This is a genomic window from Staphylococcus sp. FSL W8-0304 (assembly GCF_038006565.1).
Taxonomy (GTDB): domain Bacteria; phylum Bacillota; class Bacilli; order Staphylococcales; family Staphylococcaceae; genus Staphylococcus; species Staphylococcus epidermidis.
This window is the reverse complement of sequence record NZ_JBBOVL010000001.1, coordinates 2,086,780-2,109,527: the sequence shown is the minus strand read 5'-3', so window position 1 is coordinate 2,109,527 and position 22,748 is coordinate 2,086,780. Positions and strand designations below refer to the sequence as shown.

The following is a 22,748-nucleotide window of genomic DNA, read 5'->3' as shown; positions in this document are numbered from 1 at the left end:
ATTTTCAATTAAAAATGATTTAATAGGGAATATAGATTAAAATGGTCTACTATTTTGTAGAGGGAATGAAGGTGAAAAAGTGATTAAATTTAAAAATGTCACAAAGCGATATGGTAATAATATTGCTGTAGATAATGTAAGTTTTAATATTAAAGAAGGAGAATTTTTTGTGTTAATTGGTCCTTCAGGTTGTGGTAAGACAACAACACTTAAAATGATCAATCGTTTAATTCCTTTAAGCGAAGGTTACATATATTTTAAAGATAAACCAATTAGTGATTATCCAGTTTACGAAATGCGTTGGGATATTGGATATGTACTACAACAAATTGCATTATTTCCTCATATGACCATCAAAGAAAACATTGCACAAGTACCCCAAATGAAAAAGTGGAAAGATAACGATATTAATTTACGTGTGGATGAATTATTGACAATGGTAGGTTTAAACCCTGAGCAATTTAAAAATAGAAAACCTGATGAACTATCGGGTGGACAACGACAAAGGGTTGGTGTAGTGCGAGCATTAGCTGCAGATCCTCCCGTTATTATCATGGATGAGCCTTTTAGTGCGCTTGACCCAATTAGCAGAGAGAAGTTGCAGGACGATTTAATTGACTTACAAACGCAAATTAAGAAAACAATAGTTTTTGTAACGCATGATATCCAAGAAGCGATGAAACTAGGTGACAGAATTTGTTTACTCAATGAAGGCCGTGTTGAACAAATTGATACACCTGAAGGTTTTAGAACGCGACCTAAAAGTGATTTTGTAAAGCAATTCATGGGTAGTCATTTGGATACAACGCATAATATTGTGAATCAAGTGAAGATTAAAGATTTAGGAATTAATCGACCTGTAGATGACAACACAAGCGTTATTCATTATCCTGAAGTAGATGCTGAGTTGTACTTAAATAATATTTATGAAGATTTGTCTCATTATGATGCAGTTGTGGTCAACGATAAAGAACAACATCGTCGATATTTGTTAAATAGAGAAGATGTGTTTACTTATTTATCTCTCAATAAGGAGGATGCGACACATGAATGAGTTCTTTGCGACATTAAGTGATAGAAAAGGACAGCTATTTTCTACTATAATTGAACACATTCAACTTTCTTTTATAGCCCTTTTCATTGCAACTCTTATAGCAGTACCACTTGCAATTTTGCTTACTAAAACAAAAAAACTTTCAGAAATCGTCATGAATATTGCAGCTGTTCTACAAACAATTCCATCACTGGCACTACTTGGTTTGATGATACCAATTTTCGGAATTGGGAGACTTCCGGCAATTATCGCCTTAGTTGTATATGCGTTACTTCCTATTCTACGTAATACATACACAGGTATTAAGGAGGTCGATCCCTCTCTTATTGAAGCGGCTAAAGGTATTGGGATGAAACCACTTAGAAGATTGACCAAAGTCGAGCTCCCTATTGCAATGCCTGTCATCATGGCAGGAATACGCACAGCTATGGTATTAATCATTGGTACTGCTACACTCGCAGCTTTAATAGGCGCTGGTGGTCTAGGAGATTTAATATTATTAGGCATAGATCGTAACAATAGTGCACTCATTTTAATAGGTGCTATTCCAGCTGCACTTCTAGCTATTATTTTTGACTTTATTTTAAGATACATGGAACGTTTATCATATAAAAAATTGCTCATTTCTTTAGGGACAATTGTAATTGTGATTATCATAGCTATTGCTGTACCTATGGCAGCTCAAAAAGGTGATAAAATCACATTAGCAGGTAAGCTGGGATCAGAACCGTCAATTATTACTAATATGTATAAAATACTTATCGAAGAAGACACAGATGATACTGTAGAAGTCAAAGATGGCATGGGTAAAACATCATTCTTATTTAATGCGCTTAAGTCAGATGAAATTGATGGTTATTTAGAATTTACAGGTACCGTATTAGGTGAATTAACGAAAGAAGATTTAAAGTCTAAAAAAGAGAAAGACGTATATCAACAAGCAAAGTCTAGTTTAGAAAAAAAATATCATATGACAATGCTTAAACCGATGAAATATAATAATACGTATGCATTAGCTGTAAAACGAGACTTTGCGAAAAAACATCAAATTAAAACAATAGGTGATTTACGCAAGGTGGAAGATAAACTTAAACCAGGTTTTACATTGGAATTTAATGATAGACCAGATGGATACAAAGCTGTTAAAAAAACGTACCATCTTAATCTTTCTAATGTTAAAACTATGGAACCTAAATTACGTTATACTGCAGTTAAAAAGGGAGATATTAATCTCATAGACGCATATTCTACTGATGCTGAATTAAAACAATATAACATGGTAGTATTAAAAGATGATCAACATGTATTTCCTCCATACCAAGGAGCACCGCTATTTAAAGAAAAATATTTAAATGACCATCCTGAAGTTAAAAAACCACTCAATAAATTGGAGAATAGAATCACAGATGAAGAAATGCAAGAAATGAATTATAAGGTAACAGTGAAGAAAGAGGATCCTTATAAAGTAGCAAGAGAATACTTAGAAAAAGAAAAATTAATAAAATAAAATTGTGTGTTTCTAGATTGATTTGATAGCTATTCGATGTACCATTTAAACATCGAATAGCTATTTATAATTTAACTATTTCAACCGATATAGCGAATTTAAAATGTAATCTTAGAAGTGTGATTGATTTTAAGGTATGAGTTTGTTTATAATAGGTACTAAGTTTTTTAAAATTTCAGTCAATTTAAGGTGTGATCTATGTATGAAGAAACAATTAGACCAATTAACAGCATATACGCCAGGGCTTTCTCCAGAATCTTTAAAAAAACAGTATGGTATTAAAGGTGAATTACATAAACTTGCTTCAAATGAAAATGTATATGGTCCAAGTCCAAAAGTTAAAACGGCTATTCAATCTCATTTAGATGAATTATATTATTATCCGGAATCTGGATCGCCAAAATTAAGGGAAGCAATAAGTCAACAACTTAATGTTGATGCATCTCGTATTTTATTTGGTGCGGGTTTAGATGAGGTCATTCTAATGATATCAAGAGCCGTATTATCACCAGGAGATAAGATTATCACTAGTGAATCTACTTTCGGACAATATTATCATAATGCAATTGTGGAATCTGCTGATGTTATCCAAGTGCCTCTCAAAGATGGTGGATTTGATTTAGATGGTATATTACAACAGATTGATAATAAAACGTCTTTAATTTGGTTATGCAATCCTAACAATCCAACTGGGACTTACTTTTCGCACGATGAATTATTTAACTTCTTAAAACGTGTCCCAAGTGATATTCCTGTATTAATTGACGAAGCATATGTAGAATTTGTTACTGCTGATGATTTTCCGGATACGCTAAAGTTACAGGAGGATTTTGACAATGCCTTTTTATTACGTACTTTTTCTAAGGCATATGGATTAGCTGGATTAAGAGTAGGATATGTTATAGCTTCTGAAGACGCCATTGAAAAGTGGAATATTATTCGTCCACCATTTAATGTTACTAGAATTTCAGAATATGCAGCAATCGCTGCCTTAGAAGATCAAGAGTATTTGAAAGAAGTGACAGAAAAAAATAGTTTTGAACGAGATAGATTTTATCAAATTCCTCAAAGTCAGTATTTTTTACCAAGTCAAGCTAATTTTGTCTTTGTTAAAACTTCAAGAAGTCAAGCACTTTATGATGCATTGTTAAACGTAGGATGTATTACACGTTTATTCCCTAACGGTGTTAGAATTACTATTGGTTTACCAGAACAAAATGATAAGATGATTGAAGTTTTAAAACATTTTGAGTATTAAACTAACACTCTTTGATAGCTTCTGATTTAAAAAGATGTGATATCGCACTTAAATAGATTAAACAGAAGGAAAAAATTTTGCTATACTAAACACGTATATCAAGAACAGGGAGTGTAAGCGCATGACGCGAGAGAGAATCGCCATTGATATGGATGAAGTGCTTGCTGATACATTGGGTGCTGTTGTTAAAGCGGTCAATGAACGAGCGGATTTAAATATCAAAATGGAATCATTAAACGGTAAAAAATTAAAACATATGATACCCGAACATGAGGGGTTAGTCATGGATATTTTAAAAGAACCTGGATTCTTTAGAAATTTAGATGTAATGCCGCATGCTCAAGAAGTTGTAAAACAACTCAATGAGCATTACGACATATACATAGCCACAGCAGCGATGGATGTACCAACCTCTTTTCATGACAAATATGAATGGTTATTAGAATTCTTTCCTTTTTTAGATCCACAACATTTTGTATTTTGTGGTAGAAAGAATATTATTCTTGCAGATTATCTTATTGATGATAATCCAAAGCAATTGGAAATTTTTGAAGGGAAATCAATTATGTTTACTGCTTCTCATAATGTTAATGAACATAGATTTGAGCGCGTAAGTGGTTGGAGAGATGTAAAGAATTATTTTAATTCAATTGAAAAATAGAGAAGATAAAAGTCATAGGTCACTTTATTTGATGGCCTATGACTTTTTTGTTAAACATTTTTGAAGTTATCTTTCATAATCATATGCTCTTTCGATAATGCCTTTAAGCTCACTAATTAGCGGTTCTTTTGGATTAGCAGTTGTACATTGGTCTTCAAATGCTAATTCAGCCATTCTGTCTATAGTAGAATGAAGAAGCTCTTCAGTTACGCCTTGCGATTTTAAATTCATGTCAATACCAATTGAACTTCCTAAATCATACACCGCATTAGCTAGAGCATCCACTAATTCTTCAGTTGTATTACCTTTGAGTCCTAAAAATTTTGCAATGTCAGCATAGTCTGTATCTGCTCTAAAGAAATCATATTTAGGAAACAGTGTATGTTTTTGTGGATCTTTGGCATTATAACGAATGACATGTGGTAATAAAATAGCATTTGTTCTACCGTGGGGAATACCGTATTCACCACCAATTTTATGTGCGATAGAATGAGAAATTCCTAAAAAAGCATTGGCAAACGCCATACCGGCCATTGTTGAAGCGTTATGAATTTTTTCTCGTGAGTGTTTATCATTTTCTTGAACTGATGATTTGAGATAGTCAAAAGTTAACTTTATTGCTTGTAAGCTTAAGCCCCTTGTATAATCTGAAGCCATGACAGAGACGTAAGATTCAATGGCATGTGTCAAAACATCCATTCCTGTATCTGCGACAACATCTTTAGGTACACTTAATACGAATTGTGGATCGACGATAGCAATATCGGGAGTTAACGCATAATCTGCTAGTGGATATTTAACGTGCGTCTCACTATCAGTAATTACTGCAAAAGGTGTCACTTCAGAACCAGTTCCAGATGTCGTTGGTATACATATAAATTTTGCGTTTTTAGGTTTGCTAATTTTATAAGTACGTTTACGAATATCTAAGAACTTTTGTTTTGCCCCAAAAAATGAAGTTTCTGGATGCTCAAAGAACATCCATATTGCTTTGGCTGCATCCATTGCCGAACCACCACCGAGTGCAATAATAGTATCAGGTTGGAAATTCATAAACATTTCTAATCCCTTATAGACTGTATGAGTTGATGGATTAGGTTCAACTTCGTTAAACACTTTAATTTGAGGTTGGTTTTCTCGGCGTCTCAACACTTGTTCAACTATATCAGTATAACCAATATTAACCATCCCTGGATCACAAACTATCATTGCACGTTCAACATTATCCATCTCTGTCAAATACATAACTGAATTTTCTTCAAAATAAACTTTAGGCGGGAGTTTAAACCATTGCATATTATTACGACGTTTTGCTATTGTTTTAATATTTAATAAGTCTACTGCGCTTACATTATGAGAAATAGAATTTCTACCATATGAACCACAACCTAACGTAAGAGAAGGAATGAGTTCATTATACATATTTCCAATTCCTCCAACAGCAGAAGGTGTATTTACCAATACACGGCAAGCTTTCATTTTTAGACCGAATTTTTGTTGTAATTGACTATCCTCGGTGTGAATTACAGCAGTGTGACCTAAACCACCAAATTTTAATGTGTCTTCACAAATTTGTAGTGCATGTCTTGTTGATTTTGCAGTTACCATTGCGAGTAAAGGTGATAATTTTTCACGTGATAAAGGATAATCATTTCCAATTCCATCAATTTCTGCGACTAATAATTTTGTTTTTTCTGGAACACTAATTCCTGACAATTTCGCTATATCTACAGCAGATTTACCAACTATATCAGGTTTAACTGCAGTTTTATCTTCATTCATGATGGCATCTTCTAATTGTTGTAGTTCATTTTTATTAACAAAATATGTTTGGTGTAATTTGAATTCTTTAACGACGTCAGAGTATACTTCTTTATCAACAACCATGACTTGTTCAGAAGCACAAATCATACCATTATCAAAAGTTTTAGAACCAATGATATCATTAACAGCACGTTTGGTATGTGCAGTTTTTTCAATATAAGTAGGAACATTACCTGGACCGACTCCTAATGCAGGTTTACCTGTCGAATATGCGGACTTTACCATTCCAGAGCCTCCAGTCGCTAGAACTAAAGCAATGTCTTTATGGTTCATTAATTGTTTAGTTGCTTCAATTGATGGTATTTCTATCCATTGAATACAATCTTTAGGAGCACCTGCTTTTATTGCTGCTTCCAAAATGACTTTAGCAGCATGTTTTGATGATTGTTGCGCACTTGGATGAAATGCGAAAATAATTGGATTACCTGTTTTAATAGCAATCATTGCTTTGAAAATAGTTGTAGATGTAGGGTTGGTCGTTGGTGTCACTCCACAAATAACGCCTATAGGTTCAGCTACATACGTTAATCCTTTTTGTTTATCTTCACCTATGATACCTACTGTTTTATTGTCTTTGATTGAATTCCATATGTACTCTGAGGCATATAAATTTTTGATAGCTTTGTCTTCATAAATACCTCTACCTGTTTCGTCGTAAGCGAGTTTAGCTAAATGCATATGCTGATCAACAGCAGCCATGCTCATCTGATGTACAATGTCATTAATCTCTTGTTGAGATTTTTTAGATAATTCTTTTAGAGCTTCTTGTCCTTTTTCTGCTAATGAATCAATCATTTGTGTGACTTCATCTTTGTTTGATTCATATGTATTTTTTTTAGTTACAGATAACATATACAACCACTCCTTAGATATTGTGAAATAATTCACAAACATTATATTACACCTTTTTTCAAATTAAAAGAAAATACAGACTATTAAAGAGTCAATTGTGATGTTTATATGAACACGTTGTTAATCTGTATATTTAGTCGGGATTAATGTGTAAGACTTGATACAAAGGGAACAAAACGTATTTGGTAATTAAAAAAATCTATTTTTAAAAGAAGTAAATTTTAAAAAATTTATTGTAAGTATTCATACTAAAAATTATGAGGGGTGTTGTAATGAAATTATCGTCTCACACGACTAACGATGTTATCAATTTATAAAATAAAAAACTGAGACAATCATTTATGTCTCAGTAGCTCATGCTTTAAAAATAAATTGATAAAGAATAAGTGAAATTTACATTAATTATTTTGTTCAGTTTCAGTAAGAAGTTGTATCGCTTTGGGTAATACTTGAATCTCAATTGGTGTTTCTAAATTAATTTCGCCATCAATATCCACTTTCATACTAGGGTTTGTTGAGAGTGTGATGTGCTTACCAGATATGTGATCAATACCTTGTGTGATTTCATTCCAATTCATACTATCACGTTTTTTTAATATATCATTCAATATATTTAGTGTTTGATCATTAAATACAAATGTGTTTGCTCTTCCATCTTGTGGTGATAAGTCGGTTAGCGGAATTTGTCCACCACCTATATTGGGACCGTTTGCTATTAACATCATCGAAGTATTTCCTTCTTTTGTTTCACCATCAACAGTCAATGAGAAATCAAACTTAACAGGATTTAATAATGTTTTAACAGTTGATCCAATATAGCTGAATTTACCGAATATATCTTTAGAACCATCTTGAACATTCTCTGCATTTTGTACTATTAAGCCTAGTCCAACGAAATTAAGTACATATAAATCGTTCACTTTTAACACATCATATGATTCAGCGTGCGATGTTAATAATTGCTCACTAGCTATTTTAAAATTAGGGTGCAGTTGAAGTGTTTTTGTAAAATCGTTAAAGGTACCACCTGGTATTACACCGATTGGTAAATCTAATTGATATTGCATAACGCCATTTACTAGTTCATTAAGTGTACCATCTCCACCTAAAATAAATAAAACGTCTACATCAGAACTGTAATTTTCATTTTTAATAGCTTTACAATATTTAATAATATCGCCTTTATTTTCACTGAGTTGAAGAGAAAGGTGTTTACACATTGAACTAAGAGATTTTGCAACTTCTCCTATGCCATTATGTATATCTTTCAAACCGCTATGTTCATGATAGAAAAGAACACCATGGTTATACGGTTGTTTCATAAATATATACCTACTTTCGATAAATAGTCTATGTAATTAGATTGTTTGAATATCCACTTATGTTTGATTTACATTATAAATTAAAATTTATGTTATTGAAACTTAAGTGTTCTATAGAGATAGATGTTCAAAATAAAATAGCATAAAATTAAGAATAAGAATATAAGGTTGGCAAAAAATTTGTGTAGGCATATAACACTATTTTTAATTTCATTTTGGGATGATATAATGTTGCGCCACGTTGATGTCTGAATTCAGTATCGGGAATTGTTTCAACAATATCATTGTGGGGATAAGGACTGAAGTTTCAATCTGGTAGAGTGAGTTAAGCCTCTTTATACATAAGACACCTCGTTAATTTAGTTTAGTGATGTTTATTAAATTATACGAAAGGGCCTTATTTTTAAAGTATTTCGATGTAAAATTACATATAAACGCAAAGTATTTTGGCGAGACTCTTGAGAGAACAGGACAAGCTGAAGACTACAGGATGAAGTTGTCTTCTAAGAAAGCCGGCCAACAATACGAAGTATTATAAATAAAAAGCCAGTAAATGAATTTATAAAAACTCATTTACTGGCTATTTTTCTAGGAATTACATTCTATCTCATTTTAGTCAAATGATTAGCGAATACCTTTCATTGCTTTAGAAATCTTAGGAATAAACGCTAATATAATTAACGTAATAACGGTTGCAACAACACCTAAGAAGATAAAGTAATTGGTTTGACCAAGTGGTTTAATTAATTTAACTAATGTCCCGTTAATGGCTTGAGCTGAAGCGTTAGTTAATAACCAAAGACTCATCATTTGTGCGTTAAACGCCTTAGGTGCTAATTTAACTGCTGCACTACTACCAGTTGGAGAGAGACAAAGCTCACCAATAACACAGATAACGTATGAAAGAATAACCCAGTTAACTGAGAATTGTGTATCCCCGTAGATATAACCGATTGCTCCCATCAGTATGTAAGATGCGCCTGCTAAAATAGTACCAATTGCAAACTTAATAGGTAGGCTAGGTTGTTTTTTTCCTAGCTTTTGCCATAAAAGAGTAACAACGGGTGCAAATAATAAAATAAATAATGGGTTAATAGTTTGGAAAATAGCTTCACCAAAATGTGTTTTCCAACCAAATAAATTTAATTTCATATCAGAGTTTTCAATACCATAGATATTTAATACATTAGATCCCTGTTCTTGAATTGACCAAAATAACATACCTAAAATGAATAATGGAATAAATGCTTTTACTCTTGATCTTTCAGTATCAGTAACTTCTTTACTTCTAATCATTGTTGTAAAGTAAATGATTGGTAAAGCAATACCTAAAATTAAAACAGTATTACTGATTAGATTAAATGATAGCGTATGTGTAAAGTAAGCAATCATAAGGATTAATACTATTGCTATAACAACGATTCCGATGATTGTTCCGTACTTTTTCTTTTCAGAAGAAGATAATGGGTTCGTCGGTTTCATACCGATACTACCTAAAGTTTTACGGTTGAATAATAAGTACCAAACTAATCCCAGAGCCATTCCTATTGCTGCAATCAAGAAGCCACCATGGAAATTTCTAATATCGATATAGTGTTGTAAAATAATTGGTGAAACGAGTGCACCCATGTTCACTGACATATAGAAGATAACAAATCCAGCATCCATACGTACGTCGTTTTCGGGATAGAGTCTACCAACAATATTTGAAATGTTTGGTTTCATTAAACCTGATCCTACAATAATAAAGAACATAGAAGTGAATAAACCAACCATTGCAAAAGGAAGGCTTAAACATATGTGACCTATAATAATTAGTATAGCTCCGATTAATGTGGCACCTCGTGTACCTGTAATTCTATCAGCTATCCAGCCACCTGGAATTGAAGACATATAAATTAATGATCCATATACAGACATGATAGACATGGCTGTTGTTTTGTCCATCCCAAGTCCGTTTTCCTGGAGTGCAAAATACATATAAAAAATAAGCATTGCTCTCATTCCGTAATAGCTGAATCTCTCCCAAAATTCTACGAAAAAGAGAACGCCTAATCCTTTTGGATGTCCGAAGAATCCATGTTGCGGTATTTCTTGAACTTCTTGTTCATGGGACTTATTTGAAGTCATAAATCATCCCAACCTTTCTTGCCCAAATCACCTTATTAAATTGTTTTAAGGTGATTTTACTATTGTGATAAAAAAATTTCAATAATTTTCAAAAAATTTAAAAAAGAAAATTCTATCAATTGATATAATTTGTAACATTTAATCCGATGATATAATTTCAATAATTTTATTACTATATTTATTCAATGACGCGCTATATATAAAATACGCTTTAATGCAGTAAAGTGCAACAAAAATCTCTACCATCAAATATGAAAGTAGAGATTTTTATGAAATACATATTAACGATTATCTATTTTTTCTGGATACATGTCATGATTCATTAATCGATGTTCAGCTATTTTTTCATATTTTGTATTAGGACGACCATAATTCGTGTAAGGATCTATGGAAATGCCACCTCTTGGAGTAAATTTACCCCAGACTTCAATATAATGTGGGTCCATTAAATTAATTAAATCATTCATAATAATATTCATACAATCTTCGTGAAAATCTCCGTGGTTTCTAAAACTAAATAAATATAACTTTAATGATTTAGATTCGACCATCTTGATATTAGGGATATACGAGATATAAATTGTCGCAAAATCTGGTTGACCCGTAATAGGGCATAGTGATGTGAATTCTGGACAATTAAACTTAACAAAATAATCACGACCTTGATGCTTATTATCAAAAGTTTCTAAAACTTCCGGTCTATAATCAAATTCATAAGTGTTATTTTGATTGCCTAATAAAGTAATATCTTTTAATTCATCTTTTTGACGTCCTTGTGTCAATTTTCTAGCTCCTTTAATTATTTTGATTTAGAGTTGTTTCACGTCTTGCTTTATCAAACATATAGTAACTTGCTCCGATAATGACAATATATCCTACTGTTGCAAGCATATCAGGTGATTCTCCAAACAGAATAAATCCAAATAATGCAGTAAATATTATAGACGCATATGTGAAGATGGAGATATCTTTTGCTGGAGCAAAACTATAAGCTAATGTTATACCAATTTGTCCTACAGCTGCTGATAATCCAGCGCCGAGTAAGAAAAGAATTTGAATTGTTGTCATAGGTGTATAAGTAAATATTGAAAAAGGTATAAGCACTACAACTGAGAATAATGAAAAATAAAACACTATCGTATAAGGTTTTTCACGAGTGCTGAGTGCTCTAACACATGTATAGGCAGATGCTGCAAAAATACCTGATAGTAATCCTGCTATTGAAGGAATAACTGATGATGAAAATTCTGGTTTAACAATTAAAAGCATCCCTAATATAGCAATAATCATCGCCGTAATTTGATATTTTCGTACCTTTTCATGTAAAAAAATTAAACTAAGAACAATTGTCCAAAAAGGATTTAATTTCATTAATGTATCAGCATCGCTTAATACCATGTGATCAATTGCATAGATATTAAGTAAGACACCGATTAACCCAAGTGTTGAACGTGAGATGAGTAGAGGTTGACTACTTAATTTCCCAAACATAGGTTGTCTATACTTATAAATAAAAAATAATGGTATAAACATGGCTACAAAATTTCTAGCTAGAGATTTTTGAAAGACTGGTAAATCACCGGCCAATCTAAAAAAGACTGACATAAAACTAAAACCCACAGCTGAAATCAATATAGCAATAATACCTTTAACTTTCGGATTCAATATCATCGCCTCAATATTATATGATTAACGACATTATATTAGCATATAAACTCTAACTATGCATAAGTTCTTGATAATTCAATGGAAACGAGCTATAATAAAAGCGAACAAACGTTCGTATTCGAAGTCTTTATAACTGTTGTGCAATTTAATAAAAAGCTAGAATCATGTTTTTAAAAATGTAATTTATATCTGTTATTGTAGAAATTTACGTAACTATTCATTTAACTCTATATGTCTAATTTCAATAGAAAAGCAAGTAAAGACACTCAAAAAAATTTTTTTATTTTAAAATAATGACACTAAACTCGTAGTGATGCACTTTCCAAATGATAAGTTATTTCTGCCATCAATTTTTAACTTTCATTAGTGATATGAGTTATGTATAATGAAACACAGAATATAGTATTGAATCAAAAATACAAACACTATATATAGTGTTTGACTGAGAATATAACGTTGTAGCATTTAATCATTTTAATGCAATTTGACACTACTTTTATCTCGAAAATATTGCAATTATAGTAAAAACCTACTAAAAAGATAATTTATCATGTAGTGTAAATTTAAGTTTTAACCACTATATATTGTGGTTATTTATATATTTTAAAGGCTATTTACAGATTGAAAAATTTTTACGTAAAAGTAACTATTTTCAACTGTTTTTATAAGTAGATGATTTAAATTATATTATAGATATTTGATCATTTCTAATCTACTTTTAGCAGAATCAAAGGTTGACGAAAGAAGGTGATCCAATGAAAGTAGTATATTATTCATTTTCTGGTAATGTTAGACGATTTATTAGTCGTGCTGGTATTAAAGATACATTTGAAATTACTCAAGATAATTGTAACGAATCAGTTAATGAACCTTACATTTTAGTTACTGGCACTATTGGATTTGGAGAGGTGCCGCAGCCGGTTCAATCTTTTTTAAATGTAAATCATACTCAGTTACAAGCTGTTGCTGCGAGTGGAAATCGAAATTGGGGACAAAATTTCGCTAAAGCTGGCCATACAATTTCTGAGGAATATAAAGTTCCATTAATGATGAAGTTTGAAGTACAAGGGACAAATAAAGACATTATTGAATTTAAGGATAAGGTGGGCAATTTCAATGAAAACCATGGAAGAAAAGAAATACAATCATATTGAATTAAATAATGAAGTGACCAAGAGAAAAGACAATGGTTTCTTTAATTTAGAGAAAGATCAAGAAGCATTGAAGGTGTATCTTGAAGAAATCCATGATAAAATGATTTCCTTTGATGATGAAATCGAAAGACTTCATTATCTTGTTGACAATAATTTTTATTTTAATGTTTTCGAAAAATATAGCGAAGCAGAATTAAGTGAAATTACTGAATACGCAAAATCAATTCACTTCCAATTTGCTAGTTATATGTCGGCAAGTAAGTTTTATAAAGATTATGCTTTAAAAACGAATGATAAAACTAAGTTCCTTGAGGATTATAATCAGCACGTCGCAATCGTTGCACTTTATTTAGCGAATGGTAATGTTAAACAAGCTAAACAATTTATTTCTGCAATGGTGGAACAACGCTATCAACCGGCGACACCAACATTCTTGAATGCAGGTAGAGCAAGACGTGGAGAACTTGTTTCATGTTTCTTATTAGAAGTAGACGATAGCTTAAATTCTATCAATTTCATTGATTCAACTGCAAAACAACTTAGTAAAATTGGTGGTGGTGTGGCCATTAATTTATCTAAACTTCGTGCACGTGGAGAAGCAATTAAAGGAATTAAAGGTGTAGCTAAAGGTGTTTTACCTGTTGCTAAGGCACTTGAAGGTGGATTTAGTTATGCAGATCAATTAGGACAACGTCCTGGCGCTGGGGCAGTGTACTTAAATATTTTCCATTACGATGTTGAAGAGTTTTTAGATACTAAGAAAGTGAATGCTGATGAAGATTTACGTTTATCTACAATTTCGACTGGTCTTATTGTGCCTTCTAAATTCTTTGATTTGGCAAAAGAGGGTAAAGATTTCTATATGTTTGCACCTCATACAGTTAAACAAGAATACGGTGTGACTTTAGATGATATTGATTTAGAAAAATATTACGATGATATGGTTGCAAACCCTAATATCGAGAAAAAGAAAAAAGACGCGCGTGAAATGTTAAATATGATTGCTCAAACACAATTACAATCTGGTTATCCATATCTTATGTTTAAAGATAATGCAAACAAAGTACATGCAAATTCAAATATTGGGCAAATTAAAATGAGTAATTTATGTACTGAAATTTTCCAATTACAAGAGACATCAGTAATCAACGACTATGGAACTGAAGATGAAATTAAAAGAGATATTTCATGTAACTTAGGTTCGTTGAATATCGTGAATGTTATGGAATCAGGTAAATTCAGAGATTCTGTGTTCACAGGTATGGATGCTCTTACAGTTGTAAGTGATGAAGCAAATATTCAAAATGCACCAGGCGTAAAAAAAGCGAATAGTGAACTACATTCTGTTGGATTAGGAGTAATGAACTTACATGGTTATCTAGCTAAAAATAAAATTGGCTATGAATCTGAAGAAGCAAAAGACTTTGCTAATATATTCTTTATGATTATGAACTATTATTCCATCGAACGTTCAATGGAAATTGCGAAAGAGCGTGGAGAAAAGTATCAAGACTTTGAACAATCAGACTATGCAAATGGTAAATATTTTGAATTTTATACATCTCAAGAATTTGAACCAAAATTTGAAAAGGTTCGTCAACTTTTTGATGGTATCGATATACCTACTTCAAATGATTGGAAAGAATTGCAAAATAAAGTAGAACAATATGGACTTTATCACGCTTATAGATTAGCTATAGCTCCGACTCAAAGTATTTCTTATGTTCAAAATGCGACAAGTTCTGTTATGCCTATTGTTGACCAAATTGAACGTCGTACGTATGGAAATGCGGAAACATTTTATCCAATGCCATTTTTATCACCAGAAACAATGTGGTATTACAAATCAGCATTTAATACTGATCAAATGAAACTTATTGATCTAGTAGCTACAATTCAAACTCACGTCGACCAAGGTATTTCAACGATACTTTACGTTAATTCAGAAATTTCAACACGTGAGCTTTCAAGATTATATGTCTATGCACACCATAAAGGGCTTAAATCTTTATACTATACACGTAATAAATTATTAAGTGTGGAAGAATGTACAAGTTGTGCAATTTAATTAATTAAGTTGTAAATATTTTAGGGTAGAGTGATGAATCGATGTATTTCTTTAAATTATAGATTTACATTGGTTCAAAACTCTTTATTTTATACATAAATATGACAGGAGGATTTTAATGAAGGCGGTAAATTGGAACACCCAAGAAGATATGACTAATATGTTCTGGCGGCAAAATATCTCACAAATGTGGGTGGAAACAGAATTTAAAGTATCAAAAGATATAGCAAGTTGGAAAACATTAACAGATTCAGAGAAAAATACTTTTAAAAAAGCGCTTGCAGGTTTAACAGGTTTAGATACACATCAAGCTGATGATGGTATGCCATTAATCATGCTTCATACTACTGATTTAAGAAAGAAAGCTGTTTATTCATTTATGGCTATGATGGAACAAATCCATGCGAAAAGTTATTCTCATATCTTCACTACATTATTACCATCTAGCGAAACCAATTATTTATTGGATACTTGGGTTATTGAGGAGCCACATTTAAAATATAAATCAGATAAAATTGTAGAAAATTACCACAAACTTTGGGGTAAAGAAGCATCGATTTATGATCAATATATTGCTCGTGTTTCTAGTGTGTTCTTAGAAACATTTCTATTCTATTCTGGCTTCTATTATCCATTATATCTCGCAGGACAAGGAAAAATGACTACGTCAGGTGAAATTATACGTAAGATACTTTTAGATGAATCTATACATGGCGTGTTCACAGGTTTAGATGCACAAAGTCTGCGTAATGAGTTATCTGAAAGTGAGAAACAAAAAGCTGATCAAGAAATGTATAAATTATTAAATGAACTTTATGATAATGAAGTTTCATATACACATTTATTATATGATGATATTGGCCTTGCTGATGATGTATTAAATTATGTTCGATATAATGGAAATAAAGCATTATCGAATTTAGGTTTTGAACCATATTTCGAAGAAAGAGAGTTTAATCCTATTATTGAAAATGCCTTAGATACATCTACAAAGAACCACGATTTCTTCTCTGTTAAAGGTGATGGCTATACATTGGCTTTAAATGTTGAGCCTCTTCGTGATGAAGACTTTGTTTTTGATAATTAGTATAGTACTTTTAAAGAGATTCCTATTAAAATTAGTAGGAATCTCTTTTTTTATGAAAGTTGGTATTATAAAATATTCTGATGAATTATTACTGCTGGATAAAACATTTATAAAATTTCTAAAAAAATATGAAAAACTATTGAAAAAAGAAAATAGAGTCTATAATATTGATGTTAATGATAATCATTATCATTGACATCGATATTACTTTCGTATATTGACCTAATACATCTTTAATATTTAGCAAGGAGAATAACTAATGAAATTTATTTTTAAAGGTTATACCTTATTTATTTTATTAGTGATTTTAACTATTGTCTCTTTATTTATAGGGGTGAGTCAGCTCTCTCTAATAGATATTTTCCATTTAAGTGATGAACAAATGAACATTTTGTATTCGAGCCGAATTCCCAGAACAGTTAGCATTCTACTTTCAGGTAGTTCACTAGCTTTATCAGGATTAATTATGCAACAGATGATACAAAATAAATTTGTAAGCCCAACGACTGCTGGTACTATGGAGTGGGCAAAATTAGGTATTTTATTGTCATTGTTGTTCTTTCCTAATGGTCACATTTTAATCAAATTATTATTTGCTGTTGTCCTAAGTATTGTTGGAACGTTTCTATTTGTCCAATTAATTAATCTTATCCGTGCAAAAGATGTAATCTTTGTTCCACTTTTAGGCATTATGATTGGTGGCATTTTATCCAGTTTTACTACATTTGTAGCACTGAGAACCAATGCTTTACAAAGTATTGGAAACTGGTTAACTGGTAACTTTGCAGTTATAACGAGTGGTCGTTTTGAGGTGTTGTATCTTACAATACCATTACTTATTTTGGCATTTGTATTTGCAAATCATTTTACTATTGCAGGTATGGGAAAAGACTTTAGTCATAATTTAGGTGTAAGTTATGAAAAAATTATTAAAATAGCGTTATTCATAACAGCAACGCTAACAGCATTAGTTGTTGTTACTGTTGGAACATTACCATTTTTAGGTTTAATCGTACCGAATATCATATCTATCTATAGAGGCGATCATTTGAAAAATGCATTACCACACACGCTTATGCTCGGTGCAATTTTTGTTTTAATTGCTGATATTATTGGTAGAATAATTGTTTACCCTTACGAAATTAATATTGGATTGACGATAGGTGTATTTGGCACAATTATTTTCCTAATCTTGCTCATGAAAGGTAGGAAAAATTATGCAAATGAGCACTAGTAAAAAAATAAGTATACTGGTCGTTATAGCAATTTGTATGTCAATTTTTTATTTATTGGTAGGTTTAGATTTTGATATATTTGAATATCAATTCCAAAGCCGTTTCAAAAAATTTATTCTTATATTATTAGTAGGAGCAGCGATAGGAACGTCTGTAGTTATTTTCCAATCTATTACTACAAATAGATTATTAACTCCTTCTATTATGGGACTTGATTCTGTGTATTTATTTGTCAAAGTCTTACCTATTTTTATTTTAGGTGAACAAGCAACCGTGGTTACAAATATCTACCTTAATTTTTTAATCACTTTGATTGCAATGGTGTTTTTTTCATTGCTGCTATTTCAAGTTATATTTAAATTAGGTCACTTTTCAGTCTATTTCATATTACTAGTTGGTGTAATATTAGGAACTTTCTTCCGTAGTATTACAAGTTTTCTCCAACTTATAATGAATCCTGAATCTTTTTTAGCAGTTCAAAATGTTATGTTTGCTAGCTTTGAAGCATCAAATTCTAAATTAGTAACTGTTTCAGGCATATTATTAGTTATCTTAATAATTGTTACAATAATACTTCGACCATATTTAGATGTTCTTTTGTTAGGTAGAGCACAAGCAATTAATCTAGGTGTTTCTTATGAAAATATGACGCGCATGTTTCTTATTCTGGTTGCTCTACTCGTCTCGATATCTACTGCATTAATAGGTCCTGTAACATTTCTTGGCTTATTAACAGTCAACTTAGCACACGAATTTATGAAGACCTATGAACACAAATTTATTTTACCAGCAACAATATTATTCAGCTGGATTAGTTTATTTATAGCGCAATGGGTAGTTGAAAATCTATTCGAAGCAACAACTGAATTCAGTTTGATAGTAGATTTAGTTGGTGGAAGTTACTTCATATATTTGCTTGTCAAAAGGAGAAATGCAAATTGATTCAAATTCGAAATTTAGATAAAACGATAGACAATAAACCTATTTTAAAAGATATTAGCGTAGATATTAAAAAGGGAAAATTGACTTCACTCATAGGGCCTAACGGTGCTGGTAAGAGTACATTATTATCTGCTATCAGTCGCTTATTTAGTTATGAGAATGGTTCAATTTTGATTGAAGACAAAGAAATTTCAGAATATAAAACTGACGATTTAGCTAAAAAATTAAGTATTTTAAAACAATCTAATCATACTGATATGAACATAACTATCGAGCAACTAGTTAAATTTGGTCGTTTTCCATATTCAAAAGGTCGAATGAAGCAAGAAGACTATGACAAAGTGGAATATGCTCTTGATTTATTACAGCTTAATGAAATTAAGCATCGTAATATTAAAACACTATCTGGAGGTCAGCGACAACGTGCATATATTGCTATGACTATAGCACAAGATACTGATTATATATTATTAGACGAGCCTTTAAATAATTTAGATATGAAACATTCAGTACAGATTATGCAAACGTTACGAGATTTATGTCGTCAGTTAAATAAAACAATCATTATCGTATTACATGATATCAACTTTGCTTCTTGTTATTCAGACGACATCATTGCGCTTAAACAAGGTGAGCTAGTTAAAGCTGATGATAAAGATAATGTTATTCAGTCTGACATTTTAAAAAGTTTATATGAAATGGAAGTACGTATAGAAGAGATAAGGGGACAACGTATTTGTCTATATTATGATGAAACTACTTTTGACTCAGTTTAATAATTAAAATTGAGACTCATAGTAAAAGAGGTTATCCATACGAAAAAGAAATTATAAATTTGATTAGGGAGTTGCACATATGAAAAAAACAGTTTTATTTTTATTATTGTCTCTAGTTTTAGTTTTAACGGCTTGTAATAATAGTTCGAATAATAATTCAACTTCGAAAAAAAATAATAGTGATTCTAAAGAAACTGTAACAATCAAGAATAGTTTTGAAACAAGTGGTAAAGAAAATAATGGCAGTGATAAGAAAAAAATCTCTAATACTGTCAAGGTACCAAAGAATCCTAAAAATGCCGTTGTGTTAGATTATGGGGCACTTGATGTATTGAAAGAATTAGGTGTGGCTGATAAAGTAAAAGGCTTACCTAAAGGTGAAAATAACCAATCTTTACCTAATTTTTTAGATGAATTTAAAGAAGATAAGTATATTAATACTGGAAATTTAAAAGAAGTGAACTTTGATAAAGTTGCATCAGCTAAACCAGATGTGATTTTTATTTCAGGAAGAACAGCTAATCAGAAAAATTTAGATGAATTTAAAAAAGCTGCACCAAAAGCTAAAGTCGTATATGTAGGTACAAGTGATGACAACTTAATTAAAGATATGAAAAGAAATACAGAAAATTTAGGGAAAATCTACGATAAAGAAGATAAAGCTAAAAAAATTAATAAAGATTTAGATAGAAAAATATCTGATATGAAAGATAAAACTAAAGACTTTAATAAGAAAGTAATGTATTTATTGGTTAACGAAGGTGAACTATCAACGTTTGGACCAGGAGGAAGATTTGGTGGTTTAGTGTTTGATACATTAGGATTTAAACCTGCAGACAAAAAGGTTAGCAAAAGCCCACATGGTCAAAATATAAATAATGAATATATTAACAAACAGAATCCAGATGTTATTTTAGCTATGGATCGTGGTTCAGTTGTAGGTGGCAAAGCAACAACAAATCAAGTTTTAAAAAATAAAGTTATAAAAAATGTAAAAGCAGTAAAAAGTAATCATATTTACGAATTAAATCCAAAACTATGGTATTTCTCTTCAGGGTCTTCAACGACAACTATCAAACAAATTGATGAATTAAATGAAGTAGTAGAGAAAGTTGAAAAATAATCTTATAATAAGAGAAAAACCAACCAAGGTATAAGAAGAAAACTTTAAATACATGAATAGAATGTTGAGATAAGAAGAGCTCCTAAAACGAATTTTTAAATAAAATTCACTTTAGGAGCTCAAATATTTCAAAAACTTTGTAACAAGTTATTTATACTTCAAAATATAAATGATAATGAAATTTACAACGACTGTTAAAATGCGCTTTACAACGAGGACACATTTCTACCATCATATAGTCACGGATACGCATCTCATGTTTACAAACACCACACATAATAGCTTTTACATCAAACTCATTTTCAGCCCATCTTTCAATTGTATGAGATACGTGTTCATTATGACATTTATAACACGGATAATATTTGTTGCAACATTTAAATTTAATGGCAATAACATCTAAAGATGAGTAATAATGTGTACATCGTGTTTCATTATCTATGAGTGATCCATAAACCTTTGCCAATGATGTGCCCTCCTTAAAGAATTAATCTGTAGGATGTTCACCTATAATACGTACCTCAGTATTCAATTCAACATCAAATTTTTCTTTAACTGTTTTTTGTACGTGATGTATAAGTGCTTCATAATCAGTTGCTGTTCCGTTGTCTACATTAACCATAAATCCAGCATGCTTAGTTGAAACTTCAACGCCACCAATTCGATAGCCCTGTAAATTTGAATCTTGAATGAGTTTACCTGCAAAATGACCCGGTGGTCTTTGGAAGACACTTCCGCAAGAAGGGAATTCAAGTGGTTGTTTAGATTCACGTCTTTCAGTAAGATCATCCATTTTAGCCTGAATTTCATCTAATTTACCTGGTTCTAAGGTGAAAGCAGCCTCTAATACAACTAAATGTTTTTGTTGTACCACACTATTTCTATAGTCTAATTCCAGTTCAGCTGTAGTGAGCTTTAATAAATCACCTTTTTCATTTACACATAATGCATAGTCAATACAGTCTTTAACTTCTCCACCATAAGCACCAGCATTCATGAATACAGCGCCACCAATTGACCCAGGGATACCGCATGCAAATTCTAAACCGGTTAATACATGGTCACGTGCAACATTTGAAACGTCAATAATTGCTGCGCCACTACCTGCTATAATTGCATCATCAGAGGTTTCAATATGATTGAGAGATAGTAAGCTGAGGACGATTCCTCGAATTCCACCTTCTCGAATGATGATGTTCGACCCATTTCCTAGATAAGTTACCGGTATACTGTTCTCATGGGCAAACTTTACGATGGCTTGGACTTCTTCATTTTTGGTAGGGGATAAATAAAAATCTGCCTTTCCTCCTGTTTCTGTATATGTATAACGCTTGAGAGGTTCATCCACTTTAATAATATCTTTAGGAAGAATTGACTCTAGTCCGCGTAAGATGTCATTTTTATTCAATGTTTTGAACATCCTTTCTCATCTTCTTAATATCAACATTATTATATCAATTATAAAAGTTATTTGCGAAATTTGGATATATGAATTGATTATAAATATAAAATGGTTATGTCGTACTTTATGAGTATTTACGATAACAAATTAGATTCCTTATACAATTTCTCAAACAAATTTTGTTTTTGAGACTCATATTCACGTATCTTTTTAGCATGTTGCACAATTTCATTTTTCTTACTTGCAAACCATTCTGCTATTGCTTTATCGTTATGTAATAAATGATTGACTGTTTGATATTGTTTAAAAAGAGGAGTTTTCATTTGAATAATATGTAATCTTACTTCTTGTTTTAATTCACTTAAATTATTAAAACGTGCCATGACAACTTTCTTCTTGTAAGAATGGTGCAAACGATAAAATCCAGCATAATTTAAGCGCTTTTCATCTAGTGAAGTAATATCGTGCAAGTTATTTACACCAACAAGTATATCTAAAATGGGTTCAGTTTGATAATTAAAATGACAGGTACCACCGATATGCTGAGTGTATTTAATAGGAGAATCTAAAATTGTAAACAATACGTCTTTCACTTTGTTATATTCATATGTAAATTGTTTCATAGATTCTTTTTTAATAAAAGGTTGAACATTAGCGTACATGAAATACTCCTCATTTATAAAAA

20 protein-coding genes are annotated in these 22,748 nt (G+C 31.4%); 12 read left to right on the top strand and 8 right to left on the bottom strand.

Annotated features, from left to right (window positions below):
* Positions 1–79 precede the first annotated feature (79 nt).
* The 4 genes from NST35_RS10020 to NST35_RS10005 all read left to right on the top strand — a co-directional run bounded on the left by NST35_RS10020 (position 80) and on the right by NST35_RS10005 (position 4,480).
* Positions 80–1,054, top strand: a complete 975-nt coding sequence (locus NST35_RS10020) for an ABC transporter ATP-binding protein (protein ID WP_002457610.1) — start codon at positions 80–82, stop codon at positions 1,052–1,054.
* A complete protein-coding gene (locus NST35_RS10015; RefSeq protein ID WP_002457609.1) occupies positions 1,047–2,561 on the top strand; it encodes an ABC transporter permease/substrate-binding protein in 1,515 nt (504 codons plus the stop codon). The genes NST35_RS10020 and NST35_RS10015 overlap by 8 nt, the downstream gene beginning before the upstream one ends.
* A 202-nt stretch (positions 2,562–2,763) precedes the next feature.
* Positions 2,764–3,819 (top strand): histidinol-phosphate transaminase, encoded by a 1,056-nt coding sequence (hisC, locus tag NST35_RS10010; RefSeq protein ID WP_002457608.1) that lies wholly within the window; start codon positions 2,764–2,766, stop codon positions 3,817–3,819.
* A 121-nt stretch (positions 3,820–3,940) separates the two neighbouring features.
* Complete coding sequence (locus NST35_RS10005) at positions 3,941–4,480, top strand: 5' nucleotidase, NT5C type (RefSeq protein ID WP_002445915.1); 540 nt, start codon at positions 3,941–3,943, stop codon at positions 4,478–4,480.
* Positions 4,481–4,546: 66 nt separating this feature from the next.
* Here the strand turns inward: NST35_RS10005 and adhE are convergent, their stop codons facing one another.
* The 5 genes from adhE to NST35_RS09980 form a co-directional block, all read right to left on the bottom strand.
* Complete coding sequence (gene adhE, locus NST35_RS10000) at positions 4,547–7,156, bottom strand: bifunctional acetaldehyde-CoA/alcohol dehydrogenase (protein ID WP_002457607.1); 2,610 nt, start codon at positions 7,154–7,156, stop codon at positions 4,547–4,549.
* A gap of 398 nt (positions 7,157–7,554) precedes the next feature.
* The gene (locus tag NST35_RS09995) at positions 7,555–8,478 is read right to left on the bottom strand and encodes a diacylglycerol/lipid kinase family protein (RefSeq protein ID WP_002457606.1); all 924 of its coding nucleotides are present in this window, start codon (positions 8,476–8,478) and stop codon (positions 7,555–7,557) included.
* A gap of 624 nt (positions 8,479–9,102) precedes the next feature.
* The gene (locus NST35_RS09990) at positions 9,103–10,608 is read right to left on the bottom strand and encodes a peptide MFS transporter (protein WP_002457605.1); all 1,506 of its coding nucleotides are present in this window, start codon (positions 10,606–10,608) and stop codon (positions 9,103–9,105) included.
* A 281-nt stretch (positions 10,609–10,889) separates the two neighbouring features.
* The gene (gene queF, locus NST35_RS09985) at positions 10,890–11,390 is read right to left on the bottom strand and encodes a preQ(1) synthase (RefSeq protein ID WP_002445919.1); all 501 of its coding nucleotides are present in this window, start codon (positions 11,388–11,390) and stop codon (positions 10,890–10,892) included.
* Between the two features lie 13 nt (positions 11,391–11,403).
* Positions 11,404–12,279 (bottom strand): DMT family transporter, encoded by an 876-nt coding sequence (locus tag NST35_RS09980; RefSeq protein WP_002445920.1) that lies wholly within the window; start codon positions 12,277–12,279, stop codon positions 11,404–11,406.
* A gap of 752 nt (positions 12,280–13,031) precedes the next feature.
* Here NST35_RS09980 and nrdI point away from each other — a divergent pair.
* From nrdI to NST35_RS09940, 8 genes are all read left to right on the top strand, one after another.
* Complete coding sequence (nrdI, locus tag NST35_RS09975) at positions 13,032–13,430, top strand: class Ib ribonucleoside-diphosphate reductase assembly flavoprotein NrdI (RefSeq protein WP_001829589.1); 399 nt, start codon at positions 13,032–13,034, stop codon at positions 13,428–13,430.
* Positions 13,393–15,498 (top strand): class 1b ribonucleoside-diphosphate reductase subunit alpha, encoded by a 2,106-nt coding sequence (gene nrdE / locus NST35_RS09970; RefSeq protein ID WP_002457603.1) that lies wholly within the window; start codon positions 13,393–13,395, stop codon positions 15,496–15,498. The genes nrdI and nrdE overlap by 38 nt, the downstream gene beginning before the upstream one ends.
* A 118-nt stretch (positions 15,499–15,616) precedes the next feature.
* Positions 15,617–16,585: a class 1b ribonucleoside-diphosphate reductase subunit beta gene (gene nrdF / locus NST35_RS09965; protein ID WP_002445923.1), complete on the top strand. Its 969-nt coding sequence runs from the start codon at positions 15,617–15,619 to the stop codon at positions 16,583–16,585.
* Positions 16,560–16,781 carry a hypothetical protein gene (locus tag NST35_RS09960; protein WP_002445924.1) on the top strand — a complete coding sequence of 74 codons (222 nt, stop codon included), beginning with the start codon at positions 16,560–16,562 and terminating at the stop codon, positions 16,779–16,781. Before nrdF ends, NST35_RS09960 begins: the two co-directional genes overlap by 26 nt.
* A 63-nt stretch (positions 16,782–16,844) precedes the next feature.
* Entirely contained in the window at positions 16,845–17,819 is a 975-nt protein-coding gene (locus NST35_RS09955; RefSeq protein ID WP_002457601.1) for an ABC transporter permease, read from the top strand.
* A complete protein-coding gene (locus tag NST35_RS09950; RefSeq protein ID WP_002445926.1) occupies positions 17,803–18,762 on the top strand; it encodes an iron chelate uptake ABC transporter family permease subunit in 960 nt (319 codons plus the stop codon). Before NST35_RS09955 ends, NST35_RS09950 begins: the two co-directional genes overlap by 17 nt.
* Positions 18,759–19,538: an iron ABC transporter ATP-binding protein gene (locus NST35_RS09945; protein WP_001829596.1), complete on the top strand. Its 780-nt coding sequence runs from the start codon at positions 18,759–18,761 to the stop codon at positions 19,536–19,538. The genes NST35_RS09950 and NST35_RS09945 overlap by 4 nt, the downstream gene beginning before the upstream one ends.
* A 79-nt stretch (positions 19,539–19,617) precedes the next feature.
* Entirely contained in the window at positions 19,618–20,661 is a 1,044-nt protein-coding gene (locus NST35_RS09940; protein ID WP_002457600.1) for a ferrated catecholamine ABC transporter substrate-binding lipoprotein SstD, read from the top strand.
* A 151-nt stretch (positions 20,662–20,812) separates the two neighbouring features.
* Here NST35_RS09940 and NST35_RS09935 read toward each other — a convergent pair whose 3' ends face one another.
* The 3 genes from NST35_RS09935 to NST35_RS09925 all read right to left on the bottom strand — a co-directional run bounded on the left by NST35_RS09935 (position 20,813) and on the right by NST35_RS09925 (position 22,725).
* Entirely contained in the window at positions 20,813–21,127 is a 315-nt protein-coding gene (locus NST35_RS09935; protein ID WP_002445928.1) for a CHY zinc finger protein, read from the bottom strand.
* A gap of 21 nt (positions 21,128–21,148) precedes the next feature.
* Positions 21,149–22,081 (bottom strand): UDP-N-acetylmuramate dehydrogenase, encoded by a 933-nt coding sequence (gene murB / locus NST35_RS09930; protein WP_002445929.1) that lies wholly within the window; start codon positions 22,079–22,081, stop codon positions 21,149–21,151.
* Positions 22,082–22,197: 116 nt separating this feature from the next.
* Positions 22,198–22,725 carry a GrpB family protein gene (locus NST35_RS09925; protein WP_002457598.1) on the bottom strand — a complete coding sequence of 176 codons (528 nt, stop codon included), beginning with the start codon at positions 22,723–22,725 and terminating at the stop codon, positions 22,198–22,200.
* Positions 22,726–22,748: the final 23 nt, after the last annotated feature.

Excerpts from the sequence above, each read along its gene's own strand:
- NST35_RS10015 (WP_002457609.1), top strand. The coding sequence starts at position 1,047 with ATGAATGAGTTCTTTGCGACATTAAGTGATAGAAAAGGACAGCTATTT.
- hisC (WP_002457608.1), top strand. The coding sequence starts at position 2,764 with ATGAAGAAACAATTAGACCAATTAACAGCATATACGCCAGGGCTTTCT.
- NST35_RS10005 (WP_002445915.1), top strand. The coding sequence starts at position 3,941 with ATGACGCGAGAGAGAATCGCCATTGATATGGATGAAGTGCTTGCTGAT.
- adhE (WP_002457607.1), bottom strand. The coding sequence starts at position 7,156 with ATGTTATCTGTAACTAAAAAAAATACATATGAATCAAACAAAGATGAA.
- NST35_RS09995 (WP_002457606.1), bottom strand. The coding sequence starts at position 8,478 with ATGAAACAACCGTATAACCATGGTGTTCTTTTCTATCATGAACATAGC.
- NST35_RS09990 (WP_002457605.1), bottom strand. The coding sequence starts at position 10,608 with ATGACTTCAAATAAGTCCCATGAACAAGAAGTTCAAGAAATACCGCAA.
- NST35_RS09980 (WP_002445920.1), bottom strand. The coding sequence starts at position 12,279 with ATGATATTGAATCCGAAAGTTAAAGGTATTATTGCTATATTGATTTCA.
- nrdI (WP_001829589.1), top strand. The coding sequence starts at position 13,032 with ATGAAAGTAGTATATTATTCATTTTCTGGTAATGTTAGACGATTTATT.
- nrdE (WP_002457603.1), top strand. The coding sequence starts at position 13,393 with ATGAAAACCATGGAAGAAAAGAAATACAATCATATTGAATTAAATAAT.
- nrdF (WP_002445923.1), top strand. The coding sequence starts at position 15,617 with ATGAAGGCGGTAAATTGGAACACCCAAGAAGATATGACTAATATGTTC.
- NST35_RS09960 (WP_002445924.1), top strand. The coding sequence starts at position 16,560 with ATGAAGACTTTGTTTTTGATAATTAGTATAGTACTTTTAAAGAGATTC.
- NST35_RS09955 (WP_002457601.1), top strand. The coding sequence starts at position 16,845 with ATGAAATTTATTTTTAAAGGTTATACCTTATTTATTTTATTAGTGATT.
- NST35_RS09950 (WP_002445926.1), top strand. The coding sequence starts at position 17,803 with ATGCAAATGAGCACTAGTAAAAAAATAAGTATACTGGTCGTTATAGCA.
- NST35_RS09940 (WP_002457600.1), top strand. The coding sequence starts at position 19,618 with ATGAAAAAAACAGTTTTATTTTTATTATTGTCTCTAGTTTTAGTTTTA.
- murB (WP_002445929.1), bottom strand. The coding sequence starts at position 22,081 with ATGTTCAAAACATTGAATAAAAATGACATCTTACGCGGACTAGAGTCA.
- NST35_RS09925 (WP_002457598.1), bottom strand. The coding sequence starts at position 22,725 with ATGTACGCTAATGTTCAACCTTTTATTAAAAAAGAATCTATGAAACAA.